We start from the raw sequence: 18,843 nt of genomic DNA on the forward strand, positions 1-18,843 counted from the left end.
GATGGAGGCGCGCCGCTATCACTGATTGCCCGGCGGCGCACATCAGCGGCGGTCCAGTCGTTGCCAAGGCAATTCTTCGCCGCTCAGCGCCGCGACCAGCGATTACCAGCCCACCCGGCGCAGAAGACTGCGTCGGCGCAGTCGGGAATGGTCTGCGAGAACCATCGGTCGACGTCCGGTGACGTCTGGGTCGTCGGCTCGTCGCGATAGCGCAGCTGGCCATAGGCGCCGCGCATCGCCATCGTCTGCTTCTCGATGGTCTGATGAGGGTACAAGGTTGCAGCCAGCCTGAGACAAAGCGCGTCGAGATCGCCCCCGTTGGTCGCGGCTGGAATGGCCGGCACGACGCTGCGGCATTGCGCGCGCCCCAGCACGTAGATGACCGGATTCCTCGTCCGCCAGCACAGGCAGAATTCCGCCGGCGCCGCCGGGTCGGCGAACTCCGCCGCCATCGCGGTCTCGAACATCCGTTTGAAGAAGCCGCTGCCGCGATAGGCGTCGCGGACTGCGGTGCCTGACAGATAGATCACCGGCGTGCCGCCAACGGCCAGACGCTGGATGATCATGTAGGCCACGCATGCACCGCCGTGGTGAAGCAGGACGATGCCGTGGTCGGGTTTGAACGGCGAGTGCTGCCGCGACCAGAATCTTCCTTCCGTCAGCCAGTTCGTATCGATGATGCTGTTGATGTCGTCGAGCACAGCGTCGCGACGATGCTCCGGGACATCCGAGGCGATTTGAAACAGCTCGCTGGTAACGGCCGCCGGCTGCGGGGCGATCACGGCAGCTCCTTGTTGCTTATTATTCCAGTTCGGTCGCCAATTTTCCGTCGAAGCTCTGCAGTCGTCACATCGACGAACAAATTCGGAATGTTGTCGGCGCGATGCAGCAACCATGCCGCGACAACCATGATCGCGATTCCGGCCGCACTCACCACGAGCTGTGCGATGACCGCGCCGCTGTATTGGGTCAAGACCCAATGGGCGGAGAACGACAGCAAGACCCCGAGGCAAAAGATCGGCAGCGAATGTTCGCCGCACAAGGTCAGTGGACGCAATGATCGGGATTTCAGCGGCGGCCAGTCCCGCGGAATCAGGTCATGGACGACGACGGCGAGCGCAAGGAAATGGGTCAAGCGCAACATATCGAGATCTGTCTTGTCGATCGGGTAGATGAACTTCATCATCCATCCCGGTATGAACGTCTCCAGCGCATGGAAATGCCAGGTCATCACGATCAGGAACGCAAAGATCAGCCAGGCAATCGCCACCGCCGCGACGATCCGCGACTTGATCAGCCTGAAAATCTGGGACAATGCGCCCACCCCGCACCACTGGCCGAAAACGAACAGCAACTGCCAGCAAAATGGATTGAAGTACCACGTTGTGCCCGGTGGATATGATGCGATGTTCCAATCGAACCATCGCGCCAGCACGTAGAGAACAATAGAAGCCAGCAAGGTGAGATTGGGGCGACGCACCAGTCCCCAGATGACCAGTGGGGACGCGAGCAGCAAGACAATGAACAATGGCAGCACGTCGAGATCCACGGGCTTGTATCGCAGGGTGAGTGCCTGTCCGATCAGGATATCCGGATGCTGAAGAAAATTGAAAACGTTGAACTCGTTTTCATACATCGGATTGTCGAGCCGTCGGGAGGTTCTCGCGACCTGGGCCGTAAAGATCAGGAACAACATGATATGCGCCGCGTAGATATGCGCGGCCCGCGTCCACAGCCGCTTCGCTGCAGACAGCAGGAAACCTGAAGCGATGATCGGGCCGTATATGAAACCGGCAAGGTAACCCGAGATGAAAACGAAAAACTCCGCAGCGTCACTGAAGCCGTAGTTGCGCAGCGTAATCCAGCCGATGGCTCCATCGTTGGGGATGTGATCCAGAAATATCATCCACAACCCGAGCCCTCTGAACAGGTCAAGCCGAACATCGCGTTCGATCGTTTCCTCGATCTGATGCGCGTGGTGGGGCTCCATCGGGACGATCCTCGCTAGGCTGTTTCTGAGATCGCGATAAGCTGCACCCGTCGGAGCCTTGATCGCGTCGGGCTGGAATGCGTTAGCCGACAGCAAATCCGGGTCGACGGGAGATGATCATAGACATGGCGTCCTCATCTTCAACTGTCATCGCCCGCGCATGCAGACGATCCAGTCACCGCGGCTTCTCGATTCCAGCACCGGCGTCCCTGGGATACTGGATCGCCCGGGCCGGTCTTCGCCAAGGCTTCGACGAAGTCAAGCGCCCCTGCGCGCCGAAGCTTTAGCGGAGGCGGCGAGCCGGGCCTGTGCGCAATTGCGCAAGGGAGCCAGGCCCCATCACCCCCAGTGCCCAAGACCGCACGAGGCCGGAGCCGCGAACGAACTTCGGTGGTTATGGGTCCCGGCTTCCGGCTGGAGGACGGGCGAATTCGCAGCTCGATCAGGCCGAAAACGCCCTCGAATCACGCCCAATCAATTCAAAAATGACCCGTCCCTCACCCCATGCAGGGCCAAAATCCCTGCAAGACCCTTGACATAGCTGCCCTTTCGGCAGAACGCGTGGGGTCAAGCCGTCATGGATAGTTCATGGATCTGATTAGCACGACCTCCGACCTCGCCGCCGCCTGTGATCGGCTCGCCCAGCACAAGGTCATTACCGTCGACACCGAATTCCTTCGGGAAACGACCTACTATCCCCTGCTCTGCGTCGTGCAGATGGCAAGCGCGGACGAAGCCGTCGTGGTCGACGCGCTGGCGCCCGGCATCGACCTCAAGCCGTTCTTCGAACTGATGTCGAACGAGGCCGTGCTGAAGGTGTTCCACGCCGCGCGGCAGGACATCGAAATCGTCTGGCACCTCTCCGGCACGATCCCGCATCCGATCTTCGACACCCAGGTCGCGGCCATGGTGCTCGGTTATGGCGACAGCATCGCCTACGACCAGCTGGTCGACCGCGTCACCGGCCACCGCCCCGACAAGACCCATCGCTTCACCGACTGGTCGCGCCGTCCGCTGAGCGAGGAGCAACTGCATTACGCCGTCTCCGACGTCACCCATCTGCGCGAAGTGTTCGCGGCGCTCGACGCCGACTTGCGCAAGCGCGACCGCAGCGACTGGGTCAGCGAGGAGATGGAGATCCTGACCTCGCCGAAGACCTACGACTTCCACCCCGAGCGCGCCTGGGAGCGGCTCAAGACCCGCGTGCGCAAGCCGCGCGAGCTCGCGGTGCTGATCGAGGTCGCAGCCTGGCGCGAGCAGGAGGCGCAGAGCCGCGACGTGCCGCGCTCGCGCGTGCTCAAGGACGATGCGGTCGGCGACATCGCCACCCATGCGCCGACCTCGCTGGAGAAGCTCGGTAACCTGCGCTCGCTGCCGAAGGGTTTCGAGCGCTCGAAATGGGGCGCCGACATCATCGCCGCCGTGCAGCGCGGGCTGGCCCGCGACCCGGCGACGCTCCCCAAGCTGGAAAAACCCAGAAACAATTCCAACGGGGCGGCGACCGTCGAGCTGTTGAAGGTGCTGCTCCGCATGACGTCGGAGCGCCACGGCGTCGCCAGCAAGGTGATCGCCACCGTCGACGACCTCGAGCAGATCGCGGCCAGCGATCAGGCCGAGGTCGGCGCCCTGCATGGCTGGCGGCGCGAATTGTTCGGCGAGGCGGCACTCAAGCTCAAGCACGGCCAGCTCGCGCTCGCGATCGACAAGGGCCGCGTGGTGCGGGTGGACCGGGGCTAGCGCGCCAGGTTCCATCCGACCGCCGGCCAGTGGCCGAACGCCTTGGGCCTGTCGTTCGACCGGCACAGGCTGAGGTTGCGTCAGGCAAAACCACCGCGCTTGCTAAGGCGCAATTTTCGTGTTGCAATCCCTTCACAATCGGATTGCTGCCGTTCGACTGTGCGTTTCACGACGTTTTATCCAAGGCTTCGAGAGGCAAAACTTCGGACTTGAAGACTTTGGATCTGAAGACCCGGAAATTGAACAGACAGCGGAAGGCCCGCTTGTGGCGTGGCACGTGGAAAACGTGGCCGCGTCTTTTTTATGTCTAGACTAGGAGAGAGACGATGCCGAAGGGTACCGTCAAATGGTTCAACCCGACCAAAGGCTACGGGTTCATCAAGCCGGCCGTCGGCGACAAGGATGTGTTCGTGCACATCTCGGCGGTCGAACGCGCAGGTCTCAGCACACTGAACGAGAACCAGACCGTCGAGTACGAGCTGGTGGAGAACCGCGGCAAGGCGTCGGCAGAGAACCTCAAGGTTCACTGAACGCGGCTTTCGGCGGAATTCGTCCTGATGCCTCCCCGGCCGCATCACCCGGGGGATTTTCCAGCGGCACGGGCAAACCCTAGGGCGCCGGCGCGATCAGCGCGCCGTCGGTTGCGATGCTGCCTTGCGTGCTGCAGCGATCGCCGTCGAGCTTGAGCCGCCCGCTCGCCAGCAGCCGCAGCGCTTCCGGATAGATGCGATGCTCGATGGTGATCACGCGTGCGGCGAGCGTCTCGGGCGTGTCGTCGTCAGCCACCATGACCGCGCCCTGCATCACGATCGGTCCGGCATCGGTCTCCGGAATCACGAAATGCACCGTCGCGCCGGACAGCTTGACCCCTGCACGCAGCGCCTGGCCGTGCGGATCGAGGCCGGGAAAACACGGCAGCAGCGAGGGATGGATGTTGAGCATCCGGCCGTACCAGTGCCGGGCGAAGTCGGCGGTGAACAGCCGCATGAAGCCGCCGAGGCAGATCAGCTCGACCTTGTTGTCGTCGAGCGCCTTTTGCAGCACCGCCTCGAAGCCGGCGCGATCCTTGCCGAACGGCTTGCTCGCGATGACGATGGTCGGAATGCCGCTCGCGGCAGCCTTTTCAAGCCCGGGCGCGTCGGCGCGGTTGGAGATCACGACCGCGATCTCGGCTGGAAAATCCACGGCCTTCGCAGCCTCGATCAGCGCGGCCATGTTGGAGCCGCGGCCGGAGATCAGGATGGCGACCCGGCGCTTCATCGCGAAAGATCGAGATGACCGTTATAGACCACCCGATCCTCACCCTTGGCCTCGATCACCTCGCCGAGCAGCGTCACGGTCTCGCCGCCGGCGGTGAAGGCTTCGGTCACCGCTTCGACCGCATCACGCCTGACGATCGCGATCATGCCGACGCCGCAGTTGAAGGTGCGCAGCAGTTCGAGCTCGGCGATGCCGCCCTGCTCGGCCAGCCATTTGAACACCGGCAGCACCGGCAGCCGCGCCAGGTCGATGCCGACCCCGAGATGCTTCGGCAGCACACGCGGGATGTTGTCGGTGAAGCCGCCGCCGGTGATGTGGGCGAGGCCCTTGACCGCACCGGTGTCGCGGATCGCGCGCAGGCAGGATTTCACATAAAGCTTGGTCGGCGTCAGCAGTGCCGCACCGAGCGTCATGACCGGTGCGAACGGCGCCGGCGCGTCATAGGCAACGCCGGATTGCTCGACGATCTTGCGCACCAGCGAGTAGCCGTTGGAATGCACGCCCGAGGACGCAAGGCCGATCACGGCGTCGCCGGCCGCGATATCGGCGGTCGGCAGCAAGGTGCCGCGTTCGGCCGCGCCGACCGCGAAGCCGCCGAGGTCGTAATCGCCATCCTTGTAGAGGCCGGGCATCTCGGCGGTCTCGCCGCCGATCAGCGCGCAGCCGGATTCGCGGCAGCCCTCGGCGATGCCCGCGACGATCTGCGCGGTGGCCTCCGGATGCAGCTTGCCGCAGGCGAAATAATCGAGGAAGAACAGGGGTTCCGCGCCCTGCACGACGAGGTCGTTGACCGACATCGCGACGAGGTCGATGCCGATGCCGCTATGGATGCCGGTCTCGATCGCGATCTTCAGCTTGGTGCCGACGCCATCGGTCGCTGCCACCAGGACAGGATCCTTGAAGCCCGCGGCCTTGAGGTCGAACAGCCCGCCGAATCCGCCGATCTCGGCGTCCGCGCCGGGTCGTGCGGTGGCCCGCACCATCGGCTTGATCAGATCGACCAGACGATTGCCGGCGTCGATATCGACACCCGAATCCGCGTAAGTGAGCCCGTTTTTGCGCTCGGTCATGCCCAATTCCAGATGATAAGGGGCTGGTTACGAGGAATTCCGCCCCCGCGCAATGGCTCGCGGCAATGCTGCCGCGATACTATGTAGATAACACAAGGCCGCAGCTGAAAAGAGCCGGATATCGAGTAAAATCAGGCTTATAGCCGGGAAACGATTCAAGTTGAGCATTCCAAACATCATTACCCTTGCCCGCATCATCCTGGTGCCGGTGATCGTCTGGGCCATCGTGTCCAGCCAGATGGAGATCGCATTTGCGCTCTTCGTGATCGCAGGCGTGTCGGACGCGGTCGACGGTTTCCTCGCCAAGCGCTTCAACATGACGAGCGAGCTCGGCGCCCTGCTCGACCCGCTCGCCGACAAGGCGCTGCTGGTGTCGATCTATGTCGCGCTCGGAATCTGGGGCGCAGTGCCACGCTGGATCGTGATTCTCGTGGTGTCGCGCGACATCATGATCGTCTCCGCCGTGATTGTGTCATGGTTGTTCGACAAGCCTGTCGAGATGAAGCCGCTGATGGTGTCGAAGCTGAACACGGTGGCACAGGTCGCGTTCGCGGCCCTGGTGCTGGCCTCGCTCGGCTTCGGCTTTCAGCCGCACCCCTACGACCTGATCCTGATGGGTCTGGTGACGATCTTTACTTTGGGTTCGGTGTCCCTCTATCTCGTGGAGTGGGTGCGGCACATGAGCACGATCGAGGCTCGGTAGGCACGATCCGGAAAAGTGGAAACCGGTTTTCCCGCGACAAACGCGAAGCGTTTGCGCAGGGATCATGCTAGAATGAAGTGGTTTGGAGACTTGCGTGGCCGGTAGCGTTCAACCTCGTCAATTGGCCTTGGCCCTGCCGCACGAGGAGAAGCTGACCCGCGACGATTTCCTCGAGGGGCCCGCCAACGAAGCCGCGCTGGCGCTGATCGACGGCTGGCCCGACTGGCCGAACCGAATCATGCTGCTGATCGGGCCCGACGGCTCCGGCAAAAGCCACCTCGCTGCGATCTGGGCCGAGAGCGCCGGCGCCCGCTCGACCGCCGCGCATGCGCTGACCGCTGAGGCGGTGCCCACGGCCCTTGCGACCGGCGCGCTGGTGATCGAGGATCTGCGGCCATCGGATTTCGACGAGCGCGCGATGTTTCACCTGATGAATCTGGCGCGCCAGGACGATGCTTTCGTTTTGATCACGGCGCGCGTCCCGCCGTCGGCATTCGAGATCGAGCTGCGCGATCTGAGGTCGCGGCTTCGCGCGGTGCCGACCGTGACGCTGCTGCCGCCCGACGACCAGCTGTTCCGCGGCCTGATCGTCAAATTCTGCGCCGATCGCCAGATGAGCGTGGACGAGCCGCTGGTCAGCTACCTGACCAGCCGGATCGAGCGCTCCTATGCCGCCGTCCGCCAGGCGGTCGAGTTGCTCGATACCGAGGCGCTGCGGCTCGGCCGGCCGGTCACGCGGGCGCTGGCGGCGGAGCTATTGCGGGACGCCTGAGCCGACCTGCGGCTTGACGGCGCGGGCTGGCGGAACATCAATGTCATCGAAACGTCATCGCAATATCACATGGTCTCTGCGGCCTTCGGCTAGACCGCTCCGGCCCCCTGCCCCGAATTGGACCAGCACTTGATGGACTCGGCACAAGCTCCTGAAATCAAAGAGAAAGAGGCGGAACTCCCGCCCGTCCCCGCGATCGCGACCAGCCCCGAGCGTTTCATCAACCGGGAGCTCTCCTGGCTGCACTTCAACCGCCGGGTGCTCGAGGAATCGGTCAACACGGGCCATCCCGTGCTGGAACGGGTCCGCTTCCTGTCGATTTCGGCGAACAACCTCGACGAGTTCTTCATGGTCCGCGTCGCCGGCATCAAGGCGCAGGTCCGCGAGGGCATCGCCGAGCGCAGCCCGGACGGGCTGCTGCCGGCCGAGCAGCTCGTGATGATCAACAAGACCGTGTCGCAGCTCGCCTCCGACCAGCAGGCGATCTGGAGCGACCTGCGGGATATCCTCTCCAAGGTCGGCATCCAGCTGGTCGATGGCCGCGACGTCACCAAGTCCGAACGCACCTGGATCGAGGATCACTTCCTCCACAACATCTTCCCGCTGCTGACCCCGCTGGCGATCGACCCGGCGCATCCGTTCCCGTTCATCCCGAATCTCGGCTTCACGGTCGCGCTGCAATTGTCGCGGATCTCCGACGGCAAGGCGATGAACGCGCTGATCCGCATGCCCGGCAAGATCGACCGCTTCATCCGCATCCCCTCCAACAAGGAAGGCGCGCCGGCGCGGCTGATCACGCTCGAACAGGCCACCGGCCTGTTCATCGGCCGCCTGTTCCCCGGCTACACCGTCAAGGGCCAGGGCGCGTTCCGCATCATCAGGGACTCCGAACTCGAAATCGAGGAAGAGGCCGAAGACCTCGTTCGCCTGTTCGAGACCGCACTCAAGCGGCGCCGGCGCGGATCGGTGATCCGGCTCGAGATCGAGGCCTCGATGCCCGAAGAGCTGCGCGTCTTCGTGCAGCACGCATTGTCGGCGGCGGACGATGAAGTGATCCTGGTCGACGGCGTGCTCGCGATGAACGAGCTGTCGCAGCTCACCCGCCTCAATCGCCCAGACCTCGAATTCCCGCCCTACGTGCCGCGCCACCCCGAGCGCGTGCGCGACCATGGCGGCGATATCTTCGCCGCCATCCGCCAGAAGGACCTCGTGGTCCACCACCCCTACGAATCCTTCGACGTCGTCGTCCAGTTCCTGCAACAGGCAGCGCGCGATCCCGACGTGGTCGCGATCAAGCAGACGCTGTATCGCACCTCGAACAACTCGCCGGTCGTGCGCGCGCTCGCCGATGCCGCCGAGGCCGGCAAGTCGGTGACCGCGCTGATCGAATTGAAGGCCCGCTTCGACGAGGAAGCCAATATCCGCTGGGCGCGCGATCTCGAACGCGCCGGCGTGCAGGTGGTCTACGGTTTCATCGAACTGAAGACGCACGCCAAGCTGTCGATGGTGGTGCGCCGCGAAGGCGGCAATCTCACGACCTATGTGCACACCGGCACCGGCAACTATCATCCGGTCACCGCACGCATCTACACCGACGTCTCCTACTTCACCTCGGATCCGATCATCGGCCGCGACGTCGCACGGGTGTTCAACTACATCACCGGCTATGCCGAGCCGAGCGACATCGAGAAGATGGCGGTGTCGCCGCTGACGCTGCGCAAGCGGATCATCGAGCACATCCGTGACGAGATCGCCCACGTCAAACACGGTCGTCCCGGCGCGGTCTGGATGAAGATGAATGCGCTGGTCGATCCCGACATCATCGACGCGCTGTACGAGGCCTCGCAGGCCGGCGTCTCGGTCGAGCTCGTGGTGCGCGGCATCTGCTGCCTGCGGCCCGGCCTGCCCGGATTGTCGGAGAATATCCGCGTGAAATCGGTGATCGGCCGGTTCCTGGAACACGGCCGAATCTACTGCTTCGGCATGGGTCAGGGCCTGCCGAGCACAAAAGCTGCTGTGTATATCTCGTCCGCCGACATGATGCCGCGCAACCTCGACCGCCGCGTCGAGGTTCTCTGTCCGCTGCAAAATCCCACGGTGCATCAGCAGGTTCTCGAACAGATCATGGTCGCGAACCTGAAGGACACCGAGCAAAGCTGGCAATTGTTGCCGGACGGATCGTCAACGCGTATGAAGGCCGCGAAAGGCGAAGAGCCTTTCAACCTGCATGACTATTTTATGACAAATCCGAGTCTGTCCGGCCGTGGTAAGTCTCTCAAGGAATCTTCACCGCGCCGTCTCACGCGTCGCAACGAACGTCAGCAGCCATCCTCTTAAGGGGGCCTACCGGTGAAGCGGCCGCGGAAGCGCGCTTCCAGCGTCGCTGTGATCGACATCGGCTCGAACTCGGTTCGTCTCGTGGTTTACGAGTCGATGGCGCGCAGCCTCATCACCATCTTCAACGAGAAGGCGCTGTGCGGGCTCGGGCGCGAGGTGCAGAGCACCGGCCTGCTCGCGACCGATGCGGTCAACAAGGCGCTGACCGCGCTGCGCCGGTTCCGCGCGCTGTGCCGGATCCAGCAGGTCGGCCGCGTCTACGCGATCGCGACCGCGGCCTGCCGCGACGCCAAGAACGGTCCGGATTTCATCGCCCAGGCCGAGCGCATTTGCGGCGCTAAGATCGAGATTCTCACCGGACCGCGTGAAGCGAAGCTGTCTGCGCTCGGCGTCGTCTCGGGCGTGCACAATCCGAACGGCATCGTCGGCGATCTCGGCGGTGGCTCGCTCGAACTGATCGACGTCAAGGGCAGCCGCGTGCGCAGCGGCGTGACGCTGCCGCTCGGCAGCCTCGCGCTGCAGGACCTCTCGAACAAGTCGCTCAAGCGTGCCGAACGCATCGTCAAGAACGAGCTGCTCGGCGTCGCCCAGCTCAAGACCGGCCGCGGCCGCACCTTCTACGCGGTCGGCGGCACCTGGCGTGCGCTGGCGCGCATCCACATCATCCAGAGCGGCTACCCGCTCAAGGTGATGCACGGCTATTCGATCCCGGCCGCGGACGCGCTCGACTTCGCGCAGCGGCTGCGGCGGCTGGCAGCCACCAACATGCTCGCCAACATCGAATCGATCGCCGATGCGCGGCGGCCGCTATTGGCCTACGCCGCGCTCGTGCTCGAATACATCATCCGCGTGGCCCAGCCGAAGACCATCGTGTTCTCGACCTTCGGCGTGCGCGAAGGCCTGCTCTACGAGATGCTGCCGCCGGCCGAGCGGGTCAAGGACGGCCTCGCCTGCGCTGCACAGAACCTCAACGAATTGCTGTCGCGCTCCGCCCGCCATGCCCAGGAGCTGACCGCCTGGACCGACCGCCTGGTGCGCGTCGTCAGGCTGCGCGAGACCGAGGAAGACCGCAGGCTGCGGCACGTCGCCTGCCTGCTCTCGGATATCGGCTGGCGGGTGCATCCGGATCATCGCGGCGAGGAAACCCTCAGCCTGATCATGAACGGCAATTTCGGCTCGATCACGCATCAGGGCCGCGCCTTCGTCGCGCTGTCGGTGTTCTATCGCTACGCCGGCCTCAGCGAGGAGAACGAACCGCCGCCGCAGATCCGCGCGCTGGTGACGCCCGCAATGGACGAGCGCGCGCGCGTGCTCGGCGCTGCGTTCCGCGTCGCGCATCTGATCACGGCGGCACGCACCGGCGTGCTGCCGCTGACCCATTTCCGCACCCAGGGCCGCAAGCTGATGCTGGTGTTCGAACATCGGATGGTGGATCTGGTCGCCGACCGGGTCGGCAGCCGCTTCAGGCAGTTGGCCCGGCTGGTCGGCCGCGTCGGCTCGATCGTGCGGCGTTAGAGCATGATCCGGAAAAGTGCGAAGCGGTTTTTCGAAAAGATCATGCTCAAACAAAGAGCTGAAGCGCGATGACGATTCGACCCAATCTCATCGCGCTTTAGGAAGAATCACGCCGCCTTGGCGGCGTGCTTGGCCTTGCGGAGCGCGTGACGGCGCCAGAGCGATCCGACGACCAGCACCACGACGATGCCGAGCACCGCGAGCGTGATCTCGCCGCCATTGCCGCCATGCGCGAATTGCGGCGACATCCCGATCGACGTCAGCCAGGAATCGAGTTTGGCGCCGAGCGATCCGGCGAACAGCGCATCGAGCTTCGGATGCACGGCCGGATCGGTCGCGATGACGTCGCCCGCGATCCAGCCGAGCAGCGCGGCGCCGGCCCAGACCAGGACCGGCAGCTTGGTGAGCAGCGCCATGATCAGCGCCGCACCGGCAACGATCAGGGGAACGCTGATCGCGAGCCCAAGCACCAGCAGCGGCACGCTGCCATTGGCGGCCGCGGCCACCGCGATCACATTGTCGAGGCTCATCACGATGTCGGCGACGACGACGATCTGCACCGCGGCCCACAGATGCGAGGCCGTCTGCACGCCGTCCTCGTCCTCCTGCTCCGGCACCAGCAGCTTGGCGGCGATCACGATCAGCGCCAGTCCGCCGACCAGCTTCAGGTAGGGCAGCTCCATCAGGCTGGCGACGATGCCGGTGAAGATGACGCGCAGCAGCACTGCCGCGGCGGCGCCGAGAATCATGCCCCACAGGCGCTGGCGCGGCGCCAGCCCGCGGCAGGCGAGCGCGATCACGAGCGCGTTGTCGCCCGACAGCAGGACGTTGATCCAGATGATCTTGCCGACGGCGACCCAGAAGGTCGGTGTCGCCATCTCGTTCTTGAATTGGGTGAAGAACGCGCCGATGTACGCCGGATCAAAGATCTGCCACAGCCAGTCCACAGCGCGTCCTATTCGGCCTTGCGGCCGCCCCTGCTCCCCAGTTATTCCGGCACGGTCTCCTGAAGGAGACCGTGTCACTTTCAGTTGTACGTCGTTAGCCGACGATTTCGTTGCCGGCGAAGAACTGCGCGATCTCGATCGCCGCGGTCTCCGGCGCATCCGAACCATGCACCGAGTTCTCGCCGATCGACTTCGCATAGAGCTTGCGGATGGTGCCCTCGGCGGCCTTCGATGGATCGGTCGCGCCCATCACGTCGCGATACCTGGGGATGGCGCCCTCGCCTTCCAGCACCTGGACCACCACGGGGCCCGAGGTCATGAAGTCGACCAGCTCGCCGAAGAACGGGCGCGCCTTGTGGACCGCGTAGAAGGTCTCGGCCTGGCCGCGGGTCATCTGGATGCGCTTCTGCGCCACGATCCGCAGGCCCGCCTTCTCGATCACCGCATTAACTGCGCCGGTCAGGTTGCGCTCGGTGGCATCGGGCTTGATGATCGAAAAGGTGCGTTCAATCGCCATGATTTCGTCCTTGTAAACGGTGGCTGGGAGTTGCCGGGGCTTATATCGACGCGATGGGACAACGGCAAGCGACCCTGTGACGCGTTAGCCTTTAGTTTTGATGGATTTTCACGACGAAAACCGTCATCCGGGCGGTCTCGCGAGCGCCACCGGCTCGGCTGGCTTACCGCGATTTCACCTAGGTGAACCCATTCTGTCAGCGCCGTGCCGCCGCCGTTCAGCTGTCGCCGCCTAGGCTCTGCATCGATCGGACGCCTTGCTGACCCATCCGCAAGCTTCACAGGACGTCTCGGGAAACGATGTCACCGCGGCGCGCCACGCGCGCCCATAGCTCGAGGAGACGATCATGTTACGCAAAATTTCGCTCGCCGCCGTTGCCGCGATTTCGCTCGGTGCCGCCGCTCTCGCCCCGACCTCTGCCTCTGCGTGGGGCGGTTGGCACGGCGGCTGGCACGGTGGATGGCACCACGGCTGGTGGGGTGGCCCGCGCGTCATCGTCGGTGGTCCGGCCTATTACGGCGGGTACGGATATGGCTATGGCGGCTGCTACGTGCGCCGCGTGGTGCCGACCCCTTGGGGTCCGCGCTGGCGCCTGGTCAACCGCTGCTACTGATCCATCTGGTCTCTATCGCCTGCTCCCCTGACTGACTCAGCCCCGGCCTCGCGCCGGGGCTTTTTTCATGCCCACCCGGGAACCCGGCGGCGCGATGCGCCCCACCACCTGAAGGCGAGAGTAAGGCGGAACCGAACCAAATTCGGGGTCGCGACTTGTCATGGCAACGATTGACCGAAGACGCGAGGTGGAACTCGCCAAGAAACATCCAAGAGGTTTGCCAAGAGATCAGCCATGACGATGACAATGACCAAGATCGACAACGACGCCGATCAGATCGACCACAAGACCTGCCGTTACATCTGCGATGCGGTGGGTGAACGGCTTCAGAAAGACATGCGGCCGGAGCCCGCGCTGTCGTCCCGCCTGCAGCAACTCCTCGACGAGATGCATCGACGGGAAGGCGATCGCCACTAGATGTTTTGGGCTGACCGGCAGCCCAAAACGCGTTTCCGGGGCCGTCGCCCGGACAGATTTTACCAACAGACGGGTTGCGTTTGGCAGCGGGTCCGGTGACAACGCTGCATGCTCTCCATCACTGACATCTCGGTCCGGATCGCCGGACGGCTGCTGATTGATCACAGTTCTGTGCAGATTGTGCCCGGAGCCCGCGTCGGATTTGTCGGCCGCAACGGCGTCGGCAAATCGACGCTGTTTCATGCCATCCGCGGCGACATCCCGACCGAAAGCGGCAGCATCGCGCTGCCGCCGCGCTGGCGGATCGGCAGCCTCGCGCAGGAAGCGCCCGACGGGCCGGAAAGCCTGATCAACGTCGTGTTGAAGGCCGACCTCGAGCGCGACGCGCTGCTGCGCGAGGCCGAGACCGCGCACGATCCGCACCGGATCGCCGAGATTCAGACCCGACTGGTCGACATCGACGCCCACTCCGCTCCTGCCCGGGCGGCGGCGATCCTCTCCGGCCTCGGCTTCTCGACATCAGACCAGGCGCGGCCATGTGCGGAATTTTCCGGCGGCTGGCGGATGCGCGTCGCCCTGGCCGCGACGCTGTTCTCCGCTCCCGACCTGCTGCTGCTGGACGAGCCGACCAACTATCTCGATCTCGAAGGCACGTTGTGGCTCGAGAACCACCTCGCCAACTACCCGCGCACGGTGATCGTGATCAGCCACGACCGCGATCTCTTAGACACGTCGGTCGACCAGATCCTGCACCTCGATCGCGGCAGGTTGACGCTCTACAAGGGCACCTACTCCTCCTTCGAGGAACAGCGCGCCGCGCGCGAATTGCTCGACGCCAAGCACGCCAAGCGGCAGGCCGATGAGCGCAAGCGCCTGCAGGACTTCGTCGACCGCTTCAAGGCCAAGGCGTCCAAGGCACGGCAGGCGCAGTCGCGCGTCAAGATGCTGGAGCGGATGAAGCCGGTCACCGCATTGGTGACCCAGGACGTTCACGAGATCTCCTTTCCGGCACCGGAGAAGCTGCTGTCGCCGCCGATCATCGCGGTCGACGACGTCTCGGTCGGCTACGAGCCGGGCAAGCCCGTGCTCAACCGCGTGACGCTGCGCGTCGATCCCGACGACCGCATCGCGCTGCTCGGCTCCAACGGCAACGGCAAGTCGACGCTGGTCAAGCTGCTGGCGGGCAAGCTCGCGCCGTTCGCGGGCAGGATCACCAAAGCCGACAAATTGTCGGTCGGCTATTTTGCCCAGCACCAGGTCGACGAGCTCAATCTCGACGGTTCGCCCTATGATCACATCCGCAAGCTGATGCCCGAGGCGCCGGAGAGCAAGGTGCGCGGCCGCGTCGGCGCGATCGGCTTCTCCGGCAAGGCGGGCGACACGCTGGTGAAGAGCCTGTCGGGCGGCGAGAAGGCGCGGCTGCTGCTCGGGCTTGCGACGTTCTACGGCCCCAACATGATCATCCTGGACGAGCCGACCAACCATCTCGACATCGACAGCCGCGCGGCGCTCGCGGAGGCGATCAACGAATTCCCCGGCGCCATCATCATGGTCTCGCACGATCGCTATCTGATCGAGGCCTGCGCCGACCGGTTGTGGGTCGTGGTGAACCAGACCGTCACGGCCTATGACGGCGATCTCGACGAATATCGCCGCATGATCCTGTCGGCGAATGACGGCCGCGCGGCCGCGCGCGAGCGCGCCAAGGAGGTCGCCGCAAAGCCCGAGCGAATCCGCAACGAAAGGCGCGTTTCACCGCGGCAGCGGATCGCCCAAGCCGAGTCCGAGATCGAGCGCATCAACGGCATCATTGCCAAAATCGATACCGCGCTCGCCCTGCCCGATATTTTCACGCGCGATCCCAAGCAGGCCGCGCAGTTGACGAAAGCGCGCGCCGGCGCCGAGGCCGCGCTGCAACGCGCCGAGGAAGAATGGCTGGAAGCCAGCGCCGAACTTGACGAGGCCGCGAACTAGAGCTCTGCGGACTTACAACTCAACCGTTCGAGGTTGTCGCCGGCTTCTTCGGCTTCTTCTTCGGCTTTGCGGGCTTCGGCTCCGGCGCAGCATCCGGGCCGCGCTCGACCGACGTCAGGCGCCCTGAACTGAAGGTATAGATGCCGGCGCGCGCTCCGCGCGACCAGGTCACGACCGCAACGCGCTCGCCGCCCGGCCCGCTGGACAGGTTCACACTGTCGGGGGCGCCGATGCCGCGCACGACGTCGCATTCGGTGTGCCCGAGTGCGACACTGCCGCCGGTCGGCTGCGGCGGCGGTGCACCGGTCGCCTGCGCATTCGCATCGGCGGCGCCCGGTGGCGGCGCCATGCCCGGACAGCTGCCGTCAGCACTGACGAGATCGTCGTTGGTGACCGGCTTGTCCGGCGTCAGCGGCGGCGATTCGATCGAGATGTTGCGGATGAACACGCGCCCCGGACGCGAGAACCAGTCTGCATCGCGCGAAAAAATGTCGGATGCGCCCGAGCAACCGGCAAGGCCAGGTGCAAGCACCAGCAAGGCCAGCAGCGAATTCCGACTGAATGTTCCGTCTCGCACGATCGACAAGGCTCCTAACCCCTTTACCTAAGGGGTTGTCCGAACATCACTTTGCGGCATGACCGTGACCCGCCCCGGGAAAGGTCGAATTATCATTAATTAGTCGATATCGCTATTGGCGCCGCTGCCAGCGTCCCCGCTCGTCGGCCTGCCAATAGGTGACCTCGAAGCCGCGGGCTTTGCAAGCGGTCCAGTTCTCCCGGGCCGCGGCGACCGCATCGGGGTCGTCACCGTTGAACACGAGGACCAGGCGCTCGTAGCTGTCGCAATCGGCCGGGAGCGCCGCGTTGTCGACCAGGAAGCGGACATTGGCCCGGTTCGGATTGCTCTCCTCGATCGACAGGACGATCGGCTGGTCCTGGGCGTCGGCTACGCGCGCGCTCGCGTGCGGCAGGAACGAATCGTCGCTGTAGGTCCACAGATGCGCGTCGAGCGTCTCGGCACGCTCCTGCGACGTCGATTGCACGACCACGCGCCAGCCGCGCTCGAGAGACTTCTCGAGCAGCGGCGGTAACACGCTCTCCAGCGTCATGTTCTGCAAATGGTAGAACAGAACCTCGGTCATGCGCGCGCCGACACTCTCTTACTTCCTGGCTTCATAATACTCTGAAACCAGCCGATCGAGCAGCCGGACGCCGTAACCCGAACCCCAGCTCTGGTTGATCTCGGTCTTCGGAGCGCCCATCGCGGTGCCGGCGATGTCGAGATGGGCCCAGGGCGTGCCGTCGACGAAACGCTGAAGGAACTGCGCTGCCGTGATCGAACCGCCGTTGCGTCCGCCGGTATTCTTCATGTCGGCGAATTGCGAGTCGATCTGCTTGTCGTATTCGGGACCGAGCGGCATGCGCCAGACTTTCTCGCCGGTCTCGACGCCGACTTTGGCGAGGCGCTCGGCAAGCTCGTCATTGTTGGAGAACAGGCCGGCGTGATCGGTGCCGAGCGCGACCATGATCGCGCCGGTCAGCGTCGCGAGATCGACCATGAATTTCGGCTTACACTTCTTGGCGACGTACCAGAGCACGTCGGCGAGCACGAGCCGCCCCTCGGCGTCGGTGTTGATGATTTCGATGGTCTGGCCCGACATCGAGGTGACGATGTCGCCGGGACGCTGTGCGTTGCCATCGGGCATGTTCTCGACAAGGCCGATGGCGCCGACCGCGTTGACGCGTGCCTTGCGCGCCGCGAGCGCGTGCATCAGGCCGACGACGCAGGCTGCACCGCCCATATCACCCTTCATGTCCTCCATGCCGCCCGCCGACTTGATCGAGATACCGCCGGTATCGAAGCAGACGCCCTTGCCGACGAACGCGACCGGCGCCTCGCTCTTCTTGCCGCCGTTCCAGCGCATGATCACGGTGCGACTCGGCCGCGCCGAGCCCTGCCCGACACCGAGCAGCGCGCCCATGCCGAGCTTGGTCATCGCCTTGACGTCGAGCACCTCGACGGTGACGCCGAGCTTACGGAGCTGGCTGGCGCGGCGTGCGAACTCTTCGGGGTACAGCACGTTCGGCGGCTCGTTGACGAGTTCACGCGCCAGATTCACGCCGTCGACGATCGACGATTCCGGCGCAAAGGCCTTTCTGGCGGCAGCGACGTCGTCGACGGCGATCGAGACGTCGGCCCGCACGGCGCCGTCCTCGCCGTCCTTCTTCTTGGTCTTGTAGCGGTCGAACTTGTAGGCGCGCAGGCGGATGCCGGTGGCGATTGAAGCTGCCTGCCCCGCGGTCATCGCCGCATCGGGCAGTTCCGCAAGGACGGTCATCGCAGCACTGCCGGCGTTGAGCTTGCCGGCCACCACGCCGCCGAATTTGAGCAGATCCTTCTCCTTGAGGTCGGCCGCCTTGCCGGTGCCGATCACGATCAGCCGCTCGACCTTGATTCCCTCCGGAGCCAGGATATCCAGCGCTCCCCCACTCTTGCCCTTGAACTGGTTGGCGGCAGCAGCCCGCTTGACCGTCTCCGCGGCAGCTCCCAGCGCCTTCCTTGTGGCAGCCCCCAGCTTCAATTGCTCGTCGCAAAAGGCGACCAGGATGCCGCGAGCGGACGCGGAGAATGGGACAAAGCCGACCTTGACGGCGTCGGACATAGGAAAATCCTCCAGAACTCAGGGTGTTGCTCGGACCTGAGGCGGTCCTTCCGGCACGCGGGGTGAGCATTGCGATGGCGGTCCGGAACACCCCGGACCGGGCTTGTGACCACACTATGACCTGCCGGCTGCGCCGCTGCCAAGCGCCGGAGTGGCCGGAAGGCCACAAAAGCGATTAATTAACCATAAATTTAGCGTGCCTTGGCTCGGCCATTTTGTTGACGGATCAAAGGGATGGTAGTGAGAGTGTGAAGCGAGAGTGAGCCGGACGGGTCCGCGGCTCGACCATAGGGGAACCCGGGTTGACGGGATTGGTCGAAAGCCGCGC

General features: G+C 64.4%; 18 protein-coding genes. 9 read left to right on the forward strand and 9 right to left on the reverse strand.

All coding sequences use genetic code 11. The features are described 5' to 3' along the window. Positions 1-83: 83 nt before the first annotated feature. Together ACTUWL_RS00555 and ACTUWL_RS00560 are read right to left on the reverse strand one after the other, a co-directional pair. Positions 84-701 (reverse strand): hypothetical protein, encoded by a 618-nt coding sequence (locus tag ACTUWL_RS00555; RefSeq protein ID WP_203369015.1) that lies wholly within the window; start codon positions 699-701, stop codon positions 84-86. Between the two features lie 77 nt (positions 702-778). Further along, entirely contained in the window at positions 779-1,990 is a 1,212-nt protein-coding gene (locus tag ACTUWL_RS00560) for an OpgC domain-containing protein (protein WP_021079879.1), read from the reverse strand. Between the two features lie 588 nt (positions 1,991-2,578). Here ACTUWL_RS00560 and rnd point away from each other — a divergent pair. Together rnd and ACTUWL_RS00570 are read left to right on the forward strand one after the other, a co-directional pair. Continuing rightward, the gene (gene rnd / locus ACTUWL_RS00565) at positions 2,579-3,727 is read left to right on the forward strand and encodes a ribonuclease D (protein WP_021079878.1); all 1,149 of its coding nucleotides are present in this window, start codon (positions 2,579-2,581) and stop codon (positions 3,725-3,727) included. Between the two features lie 326 nt (positions 3,728-4,053). After that, positions 4,054-4,257, forward strand: coding sequence for a cold-shock protein (locus ACTUWL_RS00570; protein WP_021079877.1), 204 nt, complete (start codon positions 4,054-4,056; stop codon positions 4,255-4,257). A gap of 79 nt (positions 4,258-4,336) precedes the next feature. Here ACTUWL_RS00570 and purN read toward each other — a convergent pair whose 3' ends face one another. Continuing rightward, entirely contained in the window at positions 4,337-4,987 is a 651-nt protein-coding gene (purN, locus tag ACTUWL_RS00575) for a phosphoribosylglycinamide formyltransferase (protein WP_021079876.1), read from the reverse strand. Further along, complete coding sequence (gene purM, locus ACTUWL_RS00580) at positions 4,984-6,057, reverse strand: phosphoribosylformylglycinamidine cyclo-ligase (RefSeq protein ID WP_021079875.1); 1,074 nt, start codon at positions 6,055-6,057, stop codon at positions 4,984-4,986. Before purM ends, purN begins: the two co-directional genes overlap by 4 nt. 160 nt (positions 6,058-6,217) lie before the next feature. On the opposite strand from purM, the gene ACTUWL_RS00585 reads away from it, so the two are divergent. The 4 genes from ACTUWL_RS00585 (at position 6,218) to ppx (ending at position 11,384) form a co-directional block, all read left to right on the forward strand. Next, positions 6,218-6,760 carry a CDP-alcohol phosphatidyltransferase family protein gene (locus tag ACTUWL_RS00585; RefSeq protein ID WP_021079874.1) on the forward strand — a complete coding sequence of 181 codons (543 nt, stop codon included), beginning with the start codon at positions 6,218-6,220 and terminating at the stop codon, positions 6,758-6,760. A gap of 94 nt (positions 6,761-6,854) precedes the next feature. Beyond that, entirely contained in the window at positions 6,855-7,532 is a 678-nt protein-coding gene (locus ACTUWL_RS00590) for a DnaA/Hda family protein (RefSeq protein ID WP_021079873.1), read from the forward strand. Between the two features lie 132 nt (positions 7,533-7,664). Then, the gene (locus ACTUWL_RS00595) at positions 7,665-9,869 is read left to right on the forward strand and encodes an RNA degradosome polyphosphate kinase (RefSeq protein WP_021079872.1); all 2,205 of its coding nucleotides are present in this window, start codon (positions 7,665-7,667) and stop codon (positions 9,867-9,869) included. Positions 9,870-9,881: 12 nt separating this feature from the next. After that, positions 9,882-11,384: an exopolyphosphatase gene (ppx, locus tag ACTUWL_RS00600; protein WP_021079871.1), complete on the forward strand. Its 1,503-nt coding sequence runs from the start codon at positions 9,882-9,884 to the stop codon at positions 11,382-11,384. 107 nt (positions 11,385-11,491) lie between these two features. Here ppx and ACTUWL_RS00605 read toward each other — a convergent pair whose 3' ends face one another. Both ACTUWL_RS00605 and ndk read right to left on the reverse strand, forming a co-directional pair. Beyond that, positions 11,492-12,331 carry a TerC family protein gene (locus tag ACTUWL_RS00605; protein WP_021079870.1) on the reverse strand — a complete coding sequence of 280 codons (840 nt, stop codon included), beginning with the start codon at positions 12,329-12,331 and terminating at the stop codon, positions 11,492-11,494. 94 nt (positions 12,332-12,425) lie between these two features. After that, positions 12,426-12,848, reverse strand: a complete 423-nt coding sequence (gene ndk / locus ACTUWL_RS00610) for a nucleoside-diphosphate kinase (protein ID WP_021079869.1) — start codon at positions 12,846-12,848, stop codon at positions 12,426-12,428. Between the two features lie 346 nt (positions 12,849-13,194). Between ndk and ACTUWL_RS00615 the strand changes: the two genes are divergently transcribed. From ACTUWL_RS00615 to ACTUWL_RS00625, 3 genes are all read left to right on the forward strand, one after another. Then, entirely contained in the window at positions 13,195-13,461 is a 267-nt protein-coding gene (locus ACTUWL_RS00615) for a hypothetical protein (RefSeq protein ID WP_021079868.1), read from the forward strand. 246 nt (positions 13,462-13,707) lie between these two features. Next, positions 13,708-13,878 (forward strand): hypothetical protein, encoded by a 171-nt coding sequence (locus ACTUWL_RS00620; protein WP_291733004.1) that lies wholly within the window; start codon positions 13,708-13,710, stop codon positions 13,876-13,878. A gap of 108 nt (positions 13,879-13,986) precedes the next feature. Continuing rightward, positions 13,987-15,852 carry an ABC-F family ATP-binding cassette domain-containing protein gene (locus ACTUWL_RS00625; RefSeq protein WP_021079866.1) on the forward strand — a complete coding sequence of 622 codons (1,866 nt, stop codon included), beginning with the start codon at positions 13,987-13,989 and terminating at the stop codon, positions 15,850-15,852. A gap of 19 nt (positions 15,853-15,871) precedes the next feature. On the opposite strand, the gene ACTUWL_RS00630 is transcribed toward ACTUWL_RS00625, so the two are convergent. The 3 genes from ACTUWL_RS00630 to ACTUWL_RS00640 form a co-directional block, all read right to left on the reverse strand. After that, the gene (locus ACTUWL_RS00630) at positions 15,872-16,438 is read right to left on the reverse strand and encodes a hypothetical protein (RefSeq protein WP_106939941.1); all 567 of its coding nucleotides are present in this window, start codon (positions 16,436-16,438) and stop codon (positions 15,872-15,874) included. Positions 16,439-16,541: 103 nt separating this feature from the next. Beyond that, positions 16,542-16,994 carry a DNA polymerase III subunit chi gene (locus ACTUWL_RS00635; protein WP_021079864.1) on the reverse strand — a complete coding sequence of 151 codons (453 nt, stop codon included), beginning with the start codon at positions 16,992-16,994 and terminating at the stop codon, positions 16,542-16,544. Between the two features lie 18 nt (positions 16,995-17,012). Then, positions 17,013-18,515 carry a leucyl aminopeptidase gene (locus tag ACTUWL_RS00640; protein WP_021079863.1) on the reverse strand — a complete coding sequence of 501 codons (1,503 nt, stop codon included), beginning with the start codon at positions 18,513-18,515 and terminating at the stop codon, positions 17,013-17,015. Positions 18,516-18,843 lie beyond the last annotated feature (328 nt).

Source organism: Bradyrhizobium sp. WCU1 (assembly GCF_053474805.1).